The organism is Acidobacteriota bacterium, from assembly GCA_009861545.1.
Taxonomy (GTDB): Bacteria; Acidobacteriota; Vicinamibacteria; order Vicinamibacterales; family UBA8438; genus WTFV01.
Genome location: VXME01000118.1, coordinates 1 through 16,926 on the forward strand (window position 1 = coordinate 1; position 16,926 = coordinate 16,926).

The 16,926-nt window shown below is 69.7% G+C and carries 16 protein-coding genes; 9 read left to right on the top strand and 7 right to left on the bottom strand.

Going from position 1 to position 16,926, the window contains the following annotated elements:
• Positions 1 to 107 precede the first annotated feature (107 nt).
• The 4 genes from F4X11_19035 to F4X11_19050 form a co-directional block, all read right to left on the bottom strand.
• Positions 108 to 1,004, bottom strand: coding sequence for a restriction endonuclease (locus tag F4X11_19035; GenBank protein MYN67098.1), 897 nt, complete (start codon positions 1,002 to 1,004; stop codon positions 108 to 110).
• Positions 1,005 to 1,054: 50 nt separating this feature from the next.
• Complete coding sequence (locus tag F4X11_19040) at positions 1,055 to 1,315, bottom strand: hypothetical protein (protein ID MYN67099.1); 261 nt, start codon at positions 1,313 to 1,315, stop codon at positions 1,055 to 1,057.
• 412 nt (positions 1,316 to 1,727) lie between these two features.
• A complete protein-coding gene (locus F4X11_19045) occupies positions 1,728 to 2,780 on the bottom strand; it encodes an AAA family ATPase (GenBank protein ID MYN67100.1) in 1,053 nt (350 codons plus the stop codon).
• Positions 2,781 to 2,830: 50 nt separating this feature from the next.
• The gene (locus F4X11_19050) at positions 2,831 to 4,126 is read right to left on the bottom strand and encodes a C4-dicarboxylate ABC transporter (GenBank protein ID MYN67101.1); all 1,296 of its coding nucleotides are present in this window, start codon (positions 4,124 to 4,126) and stop codon (positions 2,831 to 2,833) included.
• 104 nt (positions 4,127 to 4,230) lie between these two features.
• On the opposite strand from F4X11_19050, the gene trkA reads away from it, so the two are divergent.
• Genes trkA through F4X11_19065 form a run of 3 tightly spaced genes read left to right on the top strand, consistent with a single transcriptional unit; the run spans position 4,231 to position 7,491 of the window.
• Complete coding sequence (gene trkA, locus F4X11_19055) at positions 4,231 to 5,568, top strand: Trk system potassium transporter TrkA (GenBank protein MYN67102.1); 1,338 nt, start codon at positions 4,231 to 4,233, stop codon at positions 5,566 to 5,568.
• A gap of 10 nt (positions 5,569 to 5,578) precedes the next feature.
• Positions 5,579 to 7,039 (top strand): TrkH family potassium uptake protein, encoded by a 1,461-nt coding sequence (locus F4X11_19060; protein ID MYN67103.1) that lies wholly within the window; start codon positions 5,579 to 5,581, stop codon positions 7,037 to 7,039.
• Positions 7,039 to 7,491 (top strand): phosphohistidine phosphatase SixA, encoded by a 453-nt coding sequence (locus F4X11_19065; protein ID MYN67104.1) that lies wholly within the window; start codon positions 7,039 to 7,041, stop codon positions 7,489 to 7,491. Before F4X11_19060 ends, F4X11_19065 begins: the two co-directional genes overlap by 1 nt.
• 16 nt (positions 7,492 to 7,507) lie before the next feature.
• Here the strand turns inward: F4X11_19065 and F4X11_19070 are convergent, their stop codons facing one another.
• From F4X11_19070 to F4X11_19080, 3 genes are all read right to left on the bottom strand, one after another.
• Positions 7,508 to 7,747 (bottom strand): hypothetical protein, encoded by a 240-nt coding sequence (locus F4X11_19070; protein MYN67105.1) that lies wholly within the window; start codon positions 7,745 to 7,747, stop codon positions 7,508 to 7,510.
• Between the two features lie 69 nt (positions 7,748 to 7,816).
• Positions 7,817 to 9,307, bottom strand: coding sequence for an amino acid decarboxylase (locus tag F4X11_19075; GenBank protein ID MYN67106.1), 1,491 nt, complete (start codon positions 9,305 to 9,307; stop codon positions 7,817 to 7,819).
• A gap of 88 nt (positions 9,308 to 9,395) precedes the next feature.
• A complete protein-coding gene (locus F4X11_19080) occupies positions 9,396 to 10,142 on the bottom strand; it encodes a hypothetical protein (protein MYN67107.1) in 747 nt (248 codons plus the stop codon).
• Positions 10,143 to 10,221: 79 nt separating this feature from the next.
• Here F4X11_19080 and F4X11_19085 point away from each other — a divergent pair, with 79 nt between their 5' ends.
• The 6 genes from F4X11_19085 to F4X11_19110 all read left to right on the top strand — a co-directional run bounded on the left by F4X11_19085 (position 10,222) and on the right by F4X11_19110 (position 16,916).
• The gene (locus F4X11_19085; protein MYN67108.1) at positions 10,222 to 10,491 is read left to right on the top strand and encodes a hypothetical protein; all 270 of its coding nucleotides are present in this window, start codon (positions 10,222 to 10,224) and stop codon (positions 10,489 to 10,491) included.
• A 6-nt stretch (positions 10,492 to 10,497) separates the two neighbouring features.
• Entirely contained in the window at positions 10,498 to 11,982 is a 1,485-nt protein-coding gene (locus tag F4X11_19090) for a thioredoxin domain-containing protein (protein ID MYN67109.1), read from the top strand.
• A 49-nt stretch (positions 11,983 to 12,031) separates the two neighbouring features.
• Positions 12,032 to 12,559 (top strand): hypothetical protein, encoded by a 528-nt coding sequence (locus F4X11_19095; protein MYN67110.1) that lies wholly within the window; start codon positions 12,032 to 12,034, stop codon positions 12,557 to 12,559.
• Between the two features lie 226 nt (positions 12,560 to 12,785).
• Positions 12,786 to 14,633, top strand: coding sequence for a transketolase (locus F4X11_19100; protein ID MYN67111.1), 1,848 nt, complete (start codon positions 12,786 to 12,788; stop codon positions 14,631 to 14,633).
• Positions 14,634 to 14,887: 254 nt separating this feature from the next.
• Positions 14,888 to 16,540 (top strand): gamma-glutamyltransferase, encoded by a 1,653-nt coding sequence (gene ggt / locus F4X11_19105; protein ID MYN67112.1) that lies wholly within the window; start codon positions 14,888 to 14,890, stop codon positions 16,538 to 16,540.
• 4 nt (positions 16,541 to 16,544) lie between these two features.
• Positions 16,545 to 16,916, top strand: coding sequence for a DUF488 family protein (locus F4X11_19110; GenBank protein ID MYN67113.1), 372 nt, complete (start codon positions 16,545 to 16,547; stop codon positions 16,914 to 16,916).
• The last annotated feature ends 10 nt before the right edge of the window (positions 16,917 to 16,926 follow it).

Below are 16,926 nucleotides of genomic sequence, written 5' to 3' on the forward strand. Positions count from 1 at the left end.
TCCCAGAAGCCCCATGGACCTCTCTGGACCCCCGACGAGAAAGAGCCGCACCCTTTCGGTAGGGCTGCCTGTAGAAGACAAGGACCGACCCGCATGGCCAGCGGCAGTCATGCTCGCCAGGGAGAATGAAAGACCTCGCGGAGGTTCCACGCGAGAAACCGCTCCTCGGGACGATACGTGTCGCGAATCGGAATGCGGATGGGTCGTTTGTGGAAACGGCCGAGCGACTCCTTGAATCCGGTGGTGCCGACGACTGCCTCGGACACCAGGACCACGTTGCCGTCGACAGGTTGCGAGATCGTGAAGGCGCCTGCGTCGAACAGCTTGTGGTGCAGGACACAGAGCGCGATGCCGTTCCGAATCTCGTCCGGTCCACCCGCCTGATGCCACTTGATGTGGGCGGCGTCGAGCGCTACCGAGCGCGCCCCGATGCGGACATCGAAGTCGCAGACCGCGCAGCGGTACTCGTAGGCCCGCAGCACCACCGCACGGAAGCCGGGGTCTCTCATCGTGCGGCGTTTCCCGGCCGCAAACTCGGGATCGATACCGACGGCCTGGAGGATCTCGTCGTGCTGGCTGTCCGGGAAATGTGCGGCCAGAAGGTCGCTCGCGACCGCGGCCGCGAGTCGGTGATTCGCGCGGAGTGTCTCGTAGATGTTCTCGATCAAGCCGCCGTGGACGTTGGCCCGAAGGAGTGCTGTCTTGTGGGCGTCGCCGCTGCTGGTGACGGAAATGCCGTCGGTACGGTCGAGCTCCCACACGCCGTCATGCTGCAGGCGCCAGAACGGGAACTCCGTATGCACGGCCTTTCGCGGCGGTCCGAATTCGCGCAACAACTCGCCGAGCCGCTCGTCGACTAGTCGGTAGGACGCCATGCGGCTTTCGCCGCTCAGGCAGCGTCCGATGGCCCACAATACGAGGAGGCACTTGTGGGGTGCGCGCTGCCCGTTGCGCTGCCAGACCTGCAAGTCCCGGAAGCGAGCTCGCACGTTGTCGGGAGTCACGGGGGTAACGGGGGTCACGGCTGCGCCTGTTTCGAATAAACCCTCTCGGACTACATCTTTGCTGCGCGTCGAAGGAACTCGGCCAGTTCGTCGAATACCGGGCTCGTGACCGGAATCGGATTGTGTGTCTTCGACCAGATGTGCGCCGCGCCGGCGCTCGGGTCATCCCTGCACGTGATGGCGACCGCGGTCTGGAACTGCATCTTTGCACGCTTCACGGCGTCCCATTCGTCGCAATCGGTCGCGGGGCATTCGTCGAGTCGCCGCAGGCAGTCGGCAAGGTCGTTGCGCTCCCGGAGGATGGCGTCCATGAGCAACGTCTCCAGAGCCCCCGTGGTGTCCGCACGGGGAATCATGAAGATGCCTGTGGACGGCGTGCCTTCGGCGATGTCGGCATGGCGCCCCGGGGCGGCGCCCCGGGGCGGGCAGTCCTTCCAGCGTGAGCGCGTCGTGCGCGTTCTTCCACCGTGCCGCCGGCTTGGTGTCGTTGTCGCCGATGATCAGGAGTCGTCTCAGCTTCCGCCAATCAGAGCTCGTTCGGAGCCCCTGGACGTGCCTCGCGAACCTCTCGTAACCCTGCGCGTAGTTCACTGAGAAACCGTCCAGCTTCTCGCGGCGCAGCAATCGTCTGACCAGACGCACGTCCGCGGGGCCTTCGCAGAGCACGTAGACCGGGTCGTCGAAACGGAACGGATTCCCTTCCGTGTCGGCCATGATGCCCGACTACCTGATCTCGAGGCCTTCTTCCAGAGCGGCCGCGAAGTGCTGGCCGTCGAAGCAGTCGATCGCGCTGGCTCCGTTGTCCTTCGTGGTCCGCAGCAGGCGAAATTCGTCGGGATGCTCCCGGACGACCGGCAGCAACGCGCGCAAGTACTCGAGACTGTGGGTCGTTGCGAACAGTTGGGTGTTCGATTCCCGGGCGGAGTGCAGGATCGCCGCTGACGCACGGCGCATGAGATCGAAGTACAGGCCGTTCTCCATCTCGTCGATGAGGATGATCCCGCGCGAGAAGTGATGCACGGCGAGCAGGATGGACAGCATCTTGTTGATGCCGTCGGAGACCAGCGGCAGCGGCACCTTTTCGTGCACGGAGCGAAGCTTCGCGTGAACCATGGCGGTGCCGCCGTGGTACTCGACGCTCAGTCCTTCGATGAAGGGGAACTGCTTGCGGACGGCCGAGACGACGGCCTCGTGTTCTCCCTTCTTGCTCAGCGAGGAGAATCGTTGACCGTTGTGTTCCGGGCCCTCGCGGAGCACCGGGGACAGGAGGATCGCCGGGAAAGTCTCGACCACCGTTCCGAATGACAAACCCTGACCGGTAAGCGCCGACTGGCACCTGACGGCGTCGCCGTTGGCGAGTCCGTATTCGAAGTCGATTGCAGCGTGCCGCACGTGTTCTTCGACCGATCCCTTCCCAAACGGCAGGGTGGCGCTCGCCGGTGGACCGTAAGACACGTTCAGCGACCGGGTGTTCTCATCGGTCCCCACGGCACGCAGCGCGATGGTGGATGTCTGATCGAAATCGAAGAACAGGTCCCGCCACAAGGACTCGAAGGACCCGCGTTCCGCAGAAATGGAGACGCTGTCTCCAAGACCGCGCATGCGTCGAATCTTGAGCGCCAGCTCCGGTCCGACACTGGCGAGCAGGAAGAGCGCTTCCAGGAAGGCCGTCTTGCCGCCGCCGTTGCGGCCGACGATGACGTTGAACCGGCCGAGGTCGCGGAGATGCACGTCCTGGAAGCACTTGAAGTTCGAGATCTTGAGATCCTGAATCATGGGACTTGCCGCGCGGGATGCGCGGCGTAAGCGCTCCGGGATGGCGGCCCCTACCCGATCCCGATCCGCAGCACCGTGAACAGCAGCCAGCACGTGAACCCGCCGACGATGGTCATCGAGAGGCCCCACGCCATCAGCTTGTTGAACAGCTTCCGCGGGTCCTCCGACTTCGGCGCCGCGGCCATGCACAACGCCCCCAGGGTCGACAGCGCGGAGACGTCCACCAGGTGCGCCCCGACGTTCATCGACGAGGCGATGGCCAGCGGGTCCACCCCGCCGACCTGCTCGGCCAGCCCCGGCACGGTGGGCAGGAACGCCGGCAGGACGACCCCCGACGTGCTGCTGTAGATGGAGATGAAGCCGGTGGTGAACGCCATGACCGCGGTCACCGTGTTCGCGGTCGACACGCCGGCGAGCACGCGGGTGAACAGCTCCAGGCCGCCGGTCTCGTCGAGGACCGAGATGAGGACGGTGACGCCGCAGACCATCATGATCACGCGCCAGGGCATGATCTTGACCGCCTCGGATTCGTCGCCCGCCTTGAGCAGCGCCAGAATGATGGCGCACCCGAACGCGCCGAGCCCCACGTCGACGCCGAACAGGATCACGCCCACGAGCAGGGCGGCGATGACGCCGATGGTGATCCAGTGCTCGCGCCCGAAGTCGTCGGCCGTGGTCTTGCCCTCGGCGCCGTCGCCGGCGTCCCGCCCGGGGACGACCAGGGCGCCCTCGTGGTACCGCCCCAGCAGCTTCCAGCCGCCGAGCAGGAAGTAGGCGGCGAAGACGACCACCGCGTGCGCCATCATGTTGTTGAGGTAGGTGGACAGCGCGTAGCCGCCGAGGCCGATCTCGTCCATGACGCCGTTGACGATGACGCCGGTCGGGGCGATGGGGGAGAGCGAGCCGGCGTTGGCGCCGTTGCCGATCATGATCGCCATCAGGAACGCGGGGATGCCGACCTGCCCGGCGACGGCCATGCCCATGGGCGCCATCAGGGCGACCGAGGCGATGTTGCCCGGCCCGATCGAGGCGAGCACGAACGAGAGGGCGAAGAACATCATCGGCATGACGCCGACGTTGCCGCGGCACAGCAGGACCGCCTTGTGGGCGATGAGATCGAGCGTGCCGTTGGCCTGCGCCTGCGAGAAGAGCAGCGTGACGCCGGCCAGGGTCAGGAACAGCCGGGTCGGGAACCCGCTCATCACCTCGGCGGCGCTCATGTCGGCGATGTAGACGCCGACCACCCAGGCGAGGGAGATGGCGAGGAACCCGACGTGGAGCCGGATCGTGCAACTGACCACGATGGCGATCGCCAGGGCGCCGAGCGACAGGGTGGCGGCATCCATGGGGCGGGAGTATATCCGGTCCCGGCCGTCGGGGGCGTTTCGGGGAGTAGGATTGAAGAAACGGCGCGCTGCGGCCGACACGAGCGTTCAGCGGCGGCGATCGGATGCACATCATCATCATCGGCGGCGGCGCCATCGGGTATCCGCTGGCGAAGGCGCTCGGTCCGGCGCACGACGTCTTCGTGGTCGATTCGGATCCGCTGGTCGGCGAGCGCTTCGCCGACGCCGACGTGGAGTTCGTGGCCGGCAGCGGCGCCAACCCGGACGTGCTGCGGCGGGCGGGGGTCGCGCGTTGCGAGCTGCTCGTCGCGTCGGCGCAGCTCGACGAGATCAACATCGTCGCCTGCGCGCTCGGCAGCAAGCTGGGCGCGCGGCGGACGATCTGCTTCGCCACCCGCGAGGACCTGCTCGTCGGCGGCGCCGACGGCCTGCACGGGCACTTCGGCATCGACGAGATCATCTGGCCTGAAGCGGAGTTGGCCGCCGACATCGAGCGCATCATCATGGCGCCGGGGGCGACCGACGCCGAGGTGTTCGCGGGCGGTCGCATCGAGCTGCTGGAGTACCGGCTCGACGCCGCCTCGCCGCTGGTCGGACCGCCGGTGGCGTCGCTCGACCTGCCGGCGGGGGTGGTCATCATCGCGGTGAAGCACGAGCACTCCACCTCGATCCCGCGCGGCGAGACGCGTCTGGAGCCGGGCGACAAGGTGGTCCTGATGGGCAACCGCGACGGCATGGCGCAGCTCCGCACCCTGATGGCCCCCGGCGCGGGGGACGCCGCGTCGCAGCTCGTGACCATCATCGGGGGCGGCGACGTCGGCTACCGCCTGGCGCAGCACCTCGACCGCGCCGACGGCATTCGGCTCTGCGTCATCGAGCGGGATCCGGCCCGCGGCGAGCTGCTCGCGGCGACGCTGGGCCGCGCCCTCATCCTCCAGGGGGACGGCACCGACCTGGAGCTGCTGGAGTCGGAGGACATCGGCCGCAGCGACGTCCTGGTCTCGGTCATCGACAACGACGAGCGCAACCTGCTCGCCTCGCTGCTCGGGCGGCAGCTCGGCGTCGGCAAGGTGATTACGCGCGTCAGCAAGTCGTCCAACCACCGCCTGTTCGAGCGGGTCGGCATCGACGTCGCGCTGTCCGCGCGCGGCGCGGCGGTGACGTCGGTGGTCCACCAGATCGACAGCGGGCGCGCCAGCCTGCTCGCGATCCTGCAGGAGGGGCAGGCCCGCGTCGTGGAGCTGACCACGCCGGCCGGGTTCCTGCCCACCGCGGTGAAGGACCTGCGCCTGCCGCGGGATTCCATCATCGGCACCGTGCTGCGCGCCGGCGAGGTCCTCGTGCCGCGCGGCGACGACCGGATAGCGGGAGGCGACCGGTTGCTCGTCTGCTGCAAGGACGCCGCCGTCCGGGGCGTGCGCGACCTGTTCGTGCGGGGCTGAACGGCGGTTCATGCGCTTCATCAACATCGCCCAGGTCGCCGGCCGCATCTGCCGGCTGTTCGGCGCCGCCTTCGCCGCGCCGGCTCTGGTCGCCGCCTTCTACGGCGAATGGACCGACATCCCGGGCTTCGTGCTCGGCGGCGTCGTCAGCGGCGGTATCGGGCAGACGCTGCTCGGCATCTCGCGCGGCGCCGACGACGATCTGCGCCGCATCGAGGCGCTGTCGGTGGTGGCCGGCGTCTGGCTGCTGTTCGCAGTGCTCTGCTCGATCCCCTACCTGTGGGTCGGCTTCGGGGTCATCGACGCGCTGTTCGAGGCGATGTCGGGCATCACGGCGACCGGCGCGACCATCCTGACCGACTTCGAGGCGCCGGGGCGGGGGTTCTTCTTCTGGCGGGCGATGACGCAGTGGATCGGCGGCATGGGGGTCATCACCCTCGTCGTCGCCGTCCTGCCGCGACTCGCGGTGGGGGTGCGCCAGTTGTTCTTCGCCGAGGCGCCGGGGCCGACCGAGGAGAAGCTGGCCCCGCAGATCCGCAAGACCGCGGCGTCGCTCTGGCGCCTCTACGCGGGCCTTACCGCGGCCGAGGTGGTCGCGCTCGGCCTGGCCGGCATGCCCTGGTTCGACGCGGTGTGCCACGCCATGACCACGCTCGCGGCGGGCGGCTTCTCGCCCCACGCGCAGTCGGTCATGGGTTACGACAGCGCCCTGATCGAGTGGATCATCTGCCTCTTCATGTTTCTTGCCGGGGCCAACTTCGCGCTGCAGTACCGGGCGCTGCTCGGCCGGCCCGGCGCGCTGTTCCGCGACGACGAGTTCCGTGCCTATGTGGGCATCGTCGCACTGGCCGCCGGTTCCCTGGCCCTGTTGCTGTGGATCGTGGAGGGCGACGGCGCGCCGCTGCGCCGGGCGGCGTTCCAGGTGCTGTCGATCCTGACCACGACCGGCTACGCGACCACCGACTTCGACCTGTGGAACGACCGGACCAAGCTCGTGCTGCTGGCCATGATGTTCATCGGCGGCTGCGCGGGCTCGGCGGCCGGCGGACCGAAGGTGCTGCGGCACATGCTGGTGGGGCGCTTCACGCTGCTGGAGTTGCGGCGGACGCTCCATCCGCGCGGCGTCCTGCCGGTGAAGCTCGGCGGAAAGGTCGTTCCCGACGAGGTGATCCGCTCGGTCCTGGTGTTCTTCCTGTTCTACGTCCTGATGTTCGCGGTCTGCACGGCGGTCGTCATCGGTTTCGGGGCGGACCTGGAGACGGCGGTGACGGCCACCACCGGCACGCTGGGCAACATCGGACCCGGCTTCGGCGAGGTGGGGCCGATGTCCAGCTACGCCGGGCTGCACCCGATCAGCAAGCTGACGCTGATCGCCGCCATGTGGATCGGGCGCCTCGAGGTGGTGACGGTGCTTGCGCTGCTGCGGTTCGAGGTCTGGACCAGCGCCCACTGGCGGGGGATCGAAGGATAGTGATCTACCTGGTCCACCACGGCGAGGCGGCGGACCCGAGCGTCGACGCGCAGCGGGCGCTGACCGCGGCCGGCCGTGCGGCGGTCGAGCGGCTTGCGCGGGAAGCGGCGGGGCGCGGCGTCGCCCCGGTCGAGATCTGGCACAGCGGCAAGCTGCGGGCGCGCCAGACCGGCGAGGCGTTTCGGCTGGCCTGCAATCCGTTGGCCGCGTTCACGATGGTGCGCGGCCTGCAGCCCGCCGATCCCTCCGACATCCTCGCGGACCGGCTGGCCGGCGAGACGCGCGACCTGCTGCTGGTCGGCCACATGCCCCACATCGCGCGCCTGCTGCGGCGGCTGCTCGGCCGCGTCGGCGAGGACGTGGCGTTTCCCCCGCACGGCGTGGTGGCGCTGGAGCCGGATCCGGGCGGCGACCCCACGCGCTGGCGGGCGGTGTGGCGCCTGTCTCCGTGACGGCGTGAATCAAGTATCAAGCACGATCCGCCCGGGCCTGCGTGACCGCCTCGTTGGCGAGGGCCTGGATCTCGTCCGCCGAGAGGTGCTGGTTGCGTTCCCAGATCGATTCGAGGGTCTCCCAGAAGATTGCCTGCCGGACGGCGCGGTCGACGAATCGCGACAGGTCTCCCTTCCTGCCACCGGTTCTGGCCAGGTAGCTGCGAAGACTGCGGTCGGTTTCATCAGGGACGACCAGGCTCCAGCGGATGCTCATTCTCTGTGAGCATATCAGCATATGCGTTTATGTGCACATGCTGTCGGGGCGAGCGCTGGCGGATGTCGATCAGCGGAGTGCGCGCAGCTTGTCGTCGAGCAGCTCCCACGCCCGCCGCACGTGCCGCTCCTCGGTGCGCACGTGCCCGACCGCCAGGCGGATGGTGAAGCGCCCGTCGAGGCGCGTGTGGGACAGGAATACCTCGCCGGTGGCGTTGACCGCCTCGATCAGCCGCTCGTTCAGCTTGTCCGCTGCGGCATCGCCGGCGGCGTCGCCGGCGCCGCCTGCGGCTGAGGTCCCGCCGTCGGTACCGGCGCCATCCGGTGTGACCGTCGCACCTGCCGGCCTCGCCCGGAAGCAGACGACGCTGAACGGGACCGGCGCGAGCCGCTCGAAGTCGGGACTCTCGTCCACCCAGCCTGCGAACAGCCGGGCGAGGCGCATGTGCTCGGCCAGCCGCTCGCGGATGCCGTCCGACCCGAAGTGGCGCAGGATCGCCCACAGCTTGAGCGATCGGAACCGGCGGCCGAGCTGCACGCCGGTGTCCATCAGGTTGCGGACCTCCACGGCTTCCAGCGTCTGCAGGTAGTCGGGGGTCAGGGAGAACGCATCGCGCAGCGTGTCCATGTGCCGGCAGTAGAACGCGCTGAGATCGAACGGCGTGAACAGCCACTTGTGCGGGTTGACGACGAACGAGTCCGCCCGGTCGCAGCCGGCCAGCACGTCCCGCGTCTCCGGCACCAGGGCCGCGACGCCGGCGTAGGCCGCGTCGACGTGCAGCCAGATGCCCTCGTCCGCGCAGATGTCCGCGATGGGGCCGACCGGGTCGACGCTGGTCGTCGAGGTGGTGCCCACGGTGGCGATCACCGCCAGCGGGGTCACGCCGCGCGCGCGGTCGGCGGCGATGGCCTCGCGCAGCGCCTCGGGCCGCATCCGGAACTCGTCGTCCGCGGGGACATGGGCCAGCGCGTCGTGGCCCAGGCCGAGCGTCATGATCGCCTTGTCTATCGACGAGTGCGCCTGCTCGGAGGCGTAGACGCGCAACGGGCCGATGTCCGAACGGCCCGCCAGCCCCCGCGTGCGGACGTCGGCCACCGCGCCGTGCCGGGCCGCGGCCAGCGCGTGCAGGCTCGAGATGGACGCCGTGTCGTAGATGACGCCCTCGAACGTGTCGGGCAGGCCGAGGAGCTGCCGCAGCCAGCCGAGGGTCACCTCTTCGAGCTCGGTCGCGGCCGGCGACGTCCGCCACAGCATCGCCTGCACGTTCAGGGCGGCGGAGAGGAACTCGGCGAGCACCCCGGCGGCGGCGCCCGAGATGGCGAAGTAGGCGAAGAAGCCGGGGTGGTTCCAGTGCGTGACGCCGGGGAGGATCACGCGCTCGAAGTCGCGGAAGATGGCATCGAAGGGGACGCCCTTGTCGGGCGGTGACGGCGGCAGCGCGTCGCGCACCGCGCCCGGCGTATTCCGGGAGAGGACGGGGTAGCGCTCGGTGTGGTTCAGGTAGTCGGCTATCCAGTCGACGAGGGCGTGGCCGTGGTTGCGGAACGCCTCGGCGTCCATGTCGCCGAGGCGTTCCGGTTCCTTGCCGGCCACGGTGCCGCTACCCGCCGTGTCGTCGGCCACCGTGTCGCGGTCGATCTGGCGCCCGTCAGTTGCCCGCGCCGACGTACTCGAGCGCGAAGTTCTTCAGCGGGACGCTCCGCAGGCCGATCGCTTCTGCCTCGGCGGTTGCGTCCTCCACCGAGTAGCCGTCCTGCTTGACGCGCTTGATCAGCCACATCGCGCCCACCCGATTGGCGGAGCCGCAGTGGATGTAGACGGGCTGATTGGCCGGCTCGCCCACCGTGTCGAGGAACGCCTCGGCGATCTCGGCGGTCGGCGTGCGGAACGGCAGGTGGACGTAGTTGAGGCCCGCCGCCTCGGCCGCCGCGCGGCTGTCGTCGATGTTGGCTCCCTGCTCGCCCGGGGTCCGGAAGTTGACGATGGTGCGGAAGCCCCGTTCCTGCAGCACCGCCAGCGCCTCGACCGGGGTGGCCCCGGCGCAGGCGACGGTGGCGTCGACGCGCGTGTAGTTGCGGACCCCTTCCGGACCCTCTTCCGCCTGGAAGCTCGGCGCCTGGGCGCCGGCCGGAACCGCGCTCCCGGCGAGCAGCAGCGCAGCGGCGAAGACGACGAGAACGACGCTGATTCTTGACTCTTGCATGGTCCCCGATTGTAGCATCGGGGACGCGAAGTGCCCGGCGCCGCGCGATCGCGGCCGGAGGCGGAAGGAGCCGCTCGTGCCAGACGTCGTACATACCAGCCGCATGCGGATAGATCGGGTCAAGGGACCCATCCGCGAGATGTTCCTCGACGGGTTCGACACGCCGATCCGGTTCGGCGTGCACGGGGGCATCAAGAAGTTCTACGGGGTGGAGCCGGACGAGGACGTGCCCGCGACGCTCGACTACATGGTCGGCGCCGTCGGCGGTTGACTGCTCGGCACCCTTGCACGCGCACTGGAGGTGCGCGACATTCCGGCGCCGCCCGACAAGATCACCGCCGCCGTCGAAGGCGACATCGAAGCTATCGACAAGGTGCTGCGCATCACGCGCATCCGCGTCCGCTACGACCTCACGGTCCCGAAGGGGAAGCGCGAGGCGGCCGAGCGGGCCGTCGAGCGGCACCCGACCGGGTGTCCGGCCGCCAACAGCGTGGCCGGCTGCATCGAGCTCGACATCCAGGCGGACATCACCGAGGAGTAGCCGCCGTTGCCCGCGGCGACCACCTGCCTCGTCGAGTGGCGGCCGTGGGGGCGCGCCGCCTTCGACGAGGCGCGCGCCGGGCAGGTCCCCGTGTTGCTGGCTCTGGGACCGGGCTGGTGCCCGGCGGGTGCCGCGATGCTGCGCGGGGCGTATGCCGATACCGGTGTCGCCGATCTGCTGGACGATCGGTTCGTGCCGATCCGGGTGGACGCGGACGAGCACCCCGACGTCGCGGACCGCTACGGTCTCGGCGCCTGGCCGACGACCGCGTTCCTGACCCCGGACGGTCAGGTTCTGGGCGGGGAGACCTACGCGACGGCGGAGAGGATGCGGGACCTGCTCCCGCGCGTCGCCGACGCGTTCGAGCAGCAGCGGGACGCGATCGCCGCGCGCGGCGCAGCGTCTGCCGCGCAACCGGCCGTTCCGGCGGCCGCCGCCCCGGATCCCGACGTCGACGCCTGGCTCGGAGACCGCCTGCTGGCGCAGTTCGACGACGAGCACGGCGGCTTCGGCGACGGGGTCAAGCGGGTCCACGGCGCCGCCCTCGAGCTGGCGTGGCGCCGGGCCGGGGACGGTGACGAAGCGTTCGGCGCGGTGTTCGAACGCACGCTCCGGGCCATGGTCCGGGGCGGGCTCTACGACGAGCTCGACGGCGGCGTGTTCCGCTACTGCGCGCGCCGCGACTGGACCGCGCCGGCGACCGAGAAGCTGCTCGCGGTCAACGCCGACGCGCTCCGCCTCTTCCTGCTGCCCGACGACGACGGCTGCCTCGATCGGGCCATCGGCGTGGTCGGCTACGTGCGGCGCACGCTGGCCGACCCGGCGCCGGACCATCCCGGGTTCTTCGCCAGCCAGCGAGGCGACCCCGACTACTACCGGCCGCGGGCGGCGGCGGATGCACCCGCGGCCGGGCCGCCCGCCGTCGACCGTGCCGTCTACGCCGACGGCACCGCCCTGATGGCCCGTGCGTTCGCCGCCGCGTCGGAGACGCTGCGCGACTCGTCGCTGCTGGAGTTCGCCGTCGACGCGATGGAGCACGTCGTGGCGGGGACCTACGAGCGCGGCGGCGGGATCGCCCACCGGTCCGGCTCCCGCACCGGCGTCCGGGGCCTGCTCTCCGACCAGGTCCGGGCCGCCGCGGCGCTGCTCGATCTCCACGCGCTGACCGACCGCGAGGTCTATCTCGACATGGCCCAGGAGCTGATGCACTTCGCCATCCAGCATCTGTGGGACCCGAGCGGAGGCGGCGGTTTCCTCGACCGCGTCCACGGCCCGGAGGACATCGGTCTGCTGCGGGAGCCGCTGCAACCGTTCGCCGTCAATTGCGAGGCGGCGCGCGTGCTTCTGCGATTGGCGACCATCACGGCCGACCCCGCGTTTCGGGATCGCGCCGTCGCCACCCTCGCCGCGCAGACGGCGGCCGCCCGCGCGCACGGGGTCGACGCGGCGCCGTACGCGCTGGCCATGCGCGATCTGCTCGATGTCGACTGAGCGACCGCTGCCCATGCGGTCGGTATAGAGTTGGAACAGGAGGGGGCCGATGGACGACGAGCGCATCGCGCGGCAGGCCGTCACGGAAGGAACCCGACACGCCGTCTGGAGCGAGATGCTGGACGCTGCTCGTATGGCCCGGTATGCGGAGAAGATGGAGTCGCGCTTCCGTAACCGTCACAGCGCTGTGCGCTTTGGCTTGCTGCTTTCCGCAACGGGTAGCGTCGCGACGGTCCTGAACATGCTGCCCGAGCAGTGGCAGATGATTCCCAACCTGGGCATCGCCGTTCTGGTCACATGGGACTTCATGTCGGACTACGGCACCAAGATCGCTGTGCTCAACTCCGCCAAGAGGGAATGCCAGGACCTGGAGACCGAGTGGCGGCAGCTCTGGCTGGACGTCGACTCTGCAGCGGTCACCGACTCCGATATCCGGGAACGGAACAAGGAGCTCTCCAGGAGACTTGGGCGGGCGACCATCCCCATGGACGTTCATGTGAAGGTCAGCGAGAAGATCAACGTGGCCACCACCGCCGACGCCTACAGAGTGACAGAGGATCGATATGCCACGAGGTGACACGGATCGCACCGGCGGGCCGACACGCCCACCGACTCCCCCACCTCCACCGCCTCCTCCTCCGCCAAGATAGAGCCGCGCACGACCAGGCGGGAGCTTCGCCGACGCGGCGTGAGTCTCCCCGGACCCCCGCAATCGCCGTGCTAGACTTCCCGCGCCAGAGGAACCCTTGCCGTCCAACTCTCCGATTGTCCCCGCGCTGGAGCGGGTCGCGACCCGTCTGCGCATGGCGTCCGTGCGCGCCACGAGTGCGGCTGGCAGCGGCCATCCGTCGAGCTGCTGCTCCGCGGCCGACATCGTCGCCGCCCTGTTCTTCGGGCACATGCGCTTCGACCCCCGGAACCCGCAAGACGACGACAACGACCGCTTCGTCCTGTCGAAAGGGCACGCCGCACCGCTGCTGTATGCCGCCTGGGCGGAGGCGGGCTTCGTGCCGCCCGACGACCTGCTGAAGCTGCGGCGCATCGACAGCGATCTCGAAGGGCACCCGACGCCGCGCCTGCCGTTCGTCGACGTGGCGACCGGTTCGCTCGGACAGGGCATCTGCGCCGCCGTCGGCATCGCGCTCAACGCCCGCCGCATCGGCTCGGACTATCGCACCTACGTGCTCATCGGCGACGGCGAGTCGGCGGAGGGCTCGGTGTGGGAGGCCGCGCAGGTCGCGGACCGCTACCGGCTCGACAACCTGTGCGGCATCATCGACGTCAACGGCTTCGGCCAGAGCCGGGCGACGCAGTGGGGCCACGACATGGCGGCCTACCGGGAGCGATGGAAGGCCTTCGGCTGGCACGCCGTCGTCGTCGACGGCCACGACGTCGGGGCCATCGTGGCGGCGCTGGAAGAAGCACGCGGGACGACGGGGCGGCCGACGATGATTCTCGCCCGTACCGTCAAGGGCAAGGGCGTGTCGCTGATCGAGGGGAAGGACGGCTGGCACGGCAAGCCGATCGAGCCCGGTGCGCATCTCGACGCCGCGCTCGACGAATTGAACGGTCGGCTCGGGCCGGAAACTGCGCTCCCAGCGATCCCGCTCCCTCCCGCGCGCTCGGGGGCTGCACCGGCGCAGTCACCCGCCGGTCCGGCGCGGCTTCCGTCGCCGCCGGCGTACGAACCGGGGAGCCAGGTGGCGACGCGGACCGCCTATGGCGACGCGCTGGCCGCCCTCGGCGCGGTGGACTCCCGCATCGTGGCGCTGGACGCGGACGTCGGCAACTCCACGTTCAGCCAGACGTTCGAGAATGTGCACCCCGACCGGTTCGTCGAGACCTACATCGCCGAGCAGGCCATGGTCGGCGCCGCCATGGGGCTGGCCAGCCGCGGCGCCATCCCGTTCCCATCGACGTTCGCCGCCTTCCTGACGCGGGCGTCCGACTTCGTGCGGATGGCGGGCATCGGCGGGATGAACATCAAGCTCGCGGGATCGCACGCGGGAATTTCCATCGGCGAGGACGGGCCCTCCCAGATGGCGCTGGAGGATCTCGCAATGATGCGCGCCGTGCCCGGCTGCGCCGTTCTCTACCCGTGCGACGCCGTGAGCGCCGCGCGCCTGGTCGAGGCGGCGGCCGGCCGTGACGGCATGGTCTACATCCGGACCTCCCGGCCGAAGACCCCGGTCATCTACGGCCCGGACGACGAGTTCCCGATCGGCGGGTCGAAGGCGTTGCGCGAGTCGCCGGACGACGCCGCGACGGTGGTGGCGGCCGGGGTTACCCTCTTCGAGGCGTTGCGGGCGCACGACGCGCTGGCCGCCGAGGGCATCGCGCTGCGCGTCATCGACGCCTACTCGGTGCAGCCTGTCGATCGCCGCGCGCTGGTCGACGCCGCGCGCCGCACGGGCGATCGGCTGATCACCGTCGAGGACCACTACGCAGCGGGCGGTCTGGGCGACGCCGTGAGCGAGGCGGTGGCCCCCGACGGCATCGTGGTGGAGCGCCTCGCCGTCCGCGAAGTTCCGCGCAGCGGCCGGCCCGGCGAGCTCCTCGAGCGCTTCGGGATCTCCGCCTCCTGCATCGCCGCCGCCGTGCGCCGTCAAGTCGGCAACCGGGCGGGAACCGCGGCGGCCGGTCGAGCGTAGGCGGGTACGGCGCCGACAGCCTCGGGCAACCCTGGCGCGGCGGCATTGCGTCAGGCAGTGGATCCCGGTCATGATCCAGTCTCGTCATCGCTCGTACGAGTTCAGGTACAACGACGCTAGACGTTGAAGCGTCGATGCAGGGAGTCAAGAAAATGAAGTTGCGATCCCGTCGTCCGTCGATCCGGAGCGGTCGGGTTACCCTGATGGCGGTAGCTGCGATGGTTGGAATCAACATGCTCGGCGCCGACGTGGCGATGCGGGCCCAGTCGCAGGATGCGCTGGGGCACGGCTACAGCCGGCCGGCCCGGAGTCCGCACAGCAGCCGGTCCGAGGTCATCGCCCCGCACGGGATGGTGGCGGCCAGCCAGCCGCTGGCGGCGCAGGTGGGCATCGATATCCTCAAGGCGGGCGGCAACGCGATCGACGCGGCGGTGGCCGTCAACGCCGTCCTCGGGCTGGTCGAGCCGCACATGAACGGGGTCGGCGGCGACCTGTTCGCCATCCTCTGGGACGCCGAGACCGAGCAGCTCTACGCCCTGAACGCCACCGGCCGCGCGCCGTACGAGATCAACCGCGAGACGCTGGTCCGGCAGGGCTACACGCGGATGCCGGGCAAGGGTCCGCTGACGTGGACCGTGCCGGGCGCGGTCGACGGCTGGCACGAGCTGCTGGAGCGCTTCGGGACGCTGGAGTTCGCCGACGTGCTGGCGCCGGCCATCGCCTACGCCCGCGGCGGCTTCCCGGTGAGCGAGATCATCCAGCGGCAGTGGGCCGGCTCGGCCATCGCGCTGGCGCAGTGGCCCGACTCGGCGGCCACCTACCTGCCCGACGGTCGTCCGCCGCGCGTCGGCGAGGTCTTCAAGAACCCGAACCTCGCCGCCACCTACGAGGCCATTGCGCAGGGCGGCCGCGACGCGTTCTACAAGGGCGACATCGCGCGGCGCATCGTGGCGTTCAGCGAGGGGAACGGCGGCTACTTCACGATGGCCGACTTCGAGGACCACTCGTCGGTCTGGGTCGAGCCGGTCAGCACCAGCTACCGCGGCTACGACGTCTGGGAGGTCCCGCCGAACAGTTCCGGCATCCTCGCCCTGATGATCCTCAACCTGATGGAGGGTTACGACGTCGCCGCCCTCGGCCACAACTCGGCCGACGCCGTCCACCTCTACGCCGAGGCGAAGAAGCTGGTCTGGGCCGACCGCAACACCTACGTGGCGGACGCCGACGCCAACGAGCTGCCGACGCTGCCGCTCATCACGAAGTCCTACGCCGACGCGCGCCGCCGGCTCATCGATCCCGAGCGCGCCGGGCTCGACACGACGCCGGGGCAGCCCTTCGACCACAGCGACACCGTCTACCTCACGGTGGTGGACAAGGACCGCAACGCCATCTCGCTCATCGAGAGCATCTTCGGCGGTTTCGGCTCCGACGTGGTCCCCGGCGACCTCGGCTTCGCGCTCCAGAACCGCGGCTCCGGCTTCTCGCTCGAAGAGGGGCACCTGAACTCGCTCGAGCCGCACAAGCGGTCGCTGCACACCAATATGCCCGCGTTCGTCACCAAGGACGGCAAGCCCTTCATGTCGTTCGGCGTCATGGGCGGCTCGATGCAGCCGCAGGGCCACTGGCAGGTGCTGTCGAACATCATCGACTTCGGCATGAACCTGCAGGAGGCGGGCGACGCCGCGCGCGTGCGCCACAGCCCCAGCCTGCGCCCCGGCGGCACCGTGGCCGTCGAGCCGGGCGTCTCCGACGAGGTCATCGCCGAGCTCCGGCGCCGCGGCCACCACGTCGAGCGCCAGGGCGGCGGCGGCATGGGCGGCTACCAGGCGATCATGATCCACCCGGAGACGGGGATGCTGCACGGGGGGACGGACCCGCGGAAGGACGGGCAGGTCATCGGATACTGAGCCCGTGATTCACATCGTCTCTCTGATTGACCGCCGCCGCCGGAAGGGAGAACACCTTCGGGTGGGGGCGGTCAGATACCCGCCCCGCGGAAAGCGCAAGGAGGAGATCGACGAATACGACGTGCGGCTGCCCGAGCTGGCGCCGAGCAGTGAGTTGCTGAAGAAGTTCAACGATGACGCTATTTCCTGGGAGCGATTCGTCGGGCGCTATCGCTCGGAGATGAACAAGCCGGAGCGCAAGTACCTGATTCCCCTTTTCGCGGCGCTCTCGAAGGTGACGAATCTGTCCATCGGCTGTTACTGTCAGGACCAGACGCGATGCCACATGTCGGTTTTGCGCGAGCTTCTGGACGATGCCGGGGCCGACTTGGCGTAGTCCCTACAAG

Coding starts and splice junctions, on each gene's coding strand:
- F4X11_19050 (MYN67101.1), bottom strand. CDS start 4,126: ATGGATGCCGCCACCCTGTCGCTCGGCGCCCTGGCGATCGCCATCGTG.
- F4X11_19040 (MYN67099.1), bottom strand. CDS start 1,315: ATGGACGCCATCCTCCGGGAGCGCAACGACCTTGCCGACTGCCTGCGG.
- F4X11_19080 (MYN67107.1), bottom strand. CDS start 10,142: ATGCCCCCGTGCACGCCGAACCGGATCGGCGTGTCGAACCCGTCGAGG.
- F4X11_19060 (MYN67103.1), top strand. CDS start 5,579: ATGCGCTTCATCAACATCGCCCAGGTCGCCGGCCGCATCTGCCGGCTG.
- F4X11_19075 (MYN67106.1), bottom strand. CDS start 9,307: ATGGACGCCGAGGCGTTCCGCAACCACGGCCACGCCCTCGTCGACTGG.
- ggt (MYN67112.1), top strand. CDS start 14,888: ATGCGGGCCCAGTCGCAGGATGCGCTGGGGCACGGCTACAGCCGGCCG.
- F4X11_19045 (MYN67100.1), bottom strand. CDS start 2,780: ATGATTCAGGATCTCAAGATCTCGAACTTCAAGTGCTTCCAGGACGTG.
- F4X11_19095 (MYN67110.1), top strand. CDS start 12,032: ATGGACGACGAGCGCATCGCGCGGCAGGCCGTCACGGAAGGAACCCGA.
- F4X11_19100 (MYN67111.1), top strand. CDS start 12,786: ATGGCGTCCGTGCGCGCCACGAGTGCGGCTGGCAGCGGCCATCCGTCG.
- F4X11_19070 (MYN67105.1), bottom strand. CDS start 7,747: ATGAGCATCCGCTGGAGCCTGGTCGTCCCTGATGAAACCGACCGCAGT.
- trkA (MYN67102.1), top strand. CDS start 4,231: ATGCACATCATCATCATCGGCGGCGGCGCCATCGGGTATCCGCTGGCG.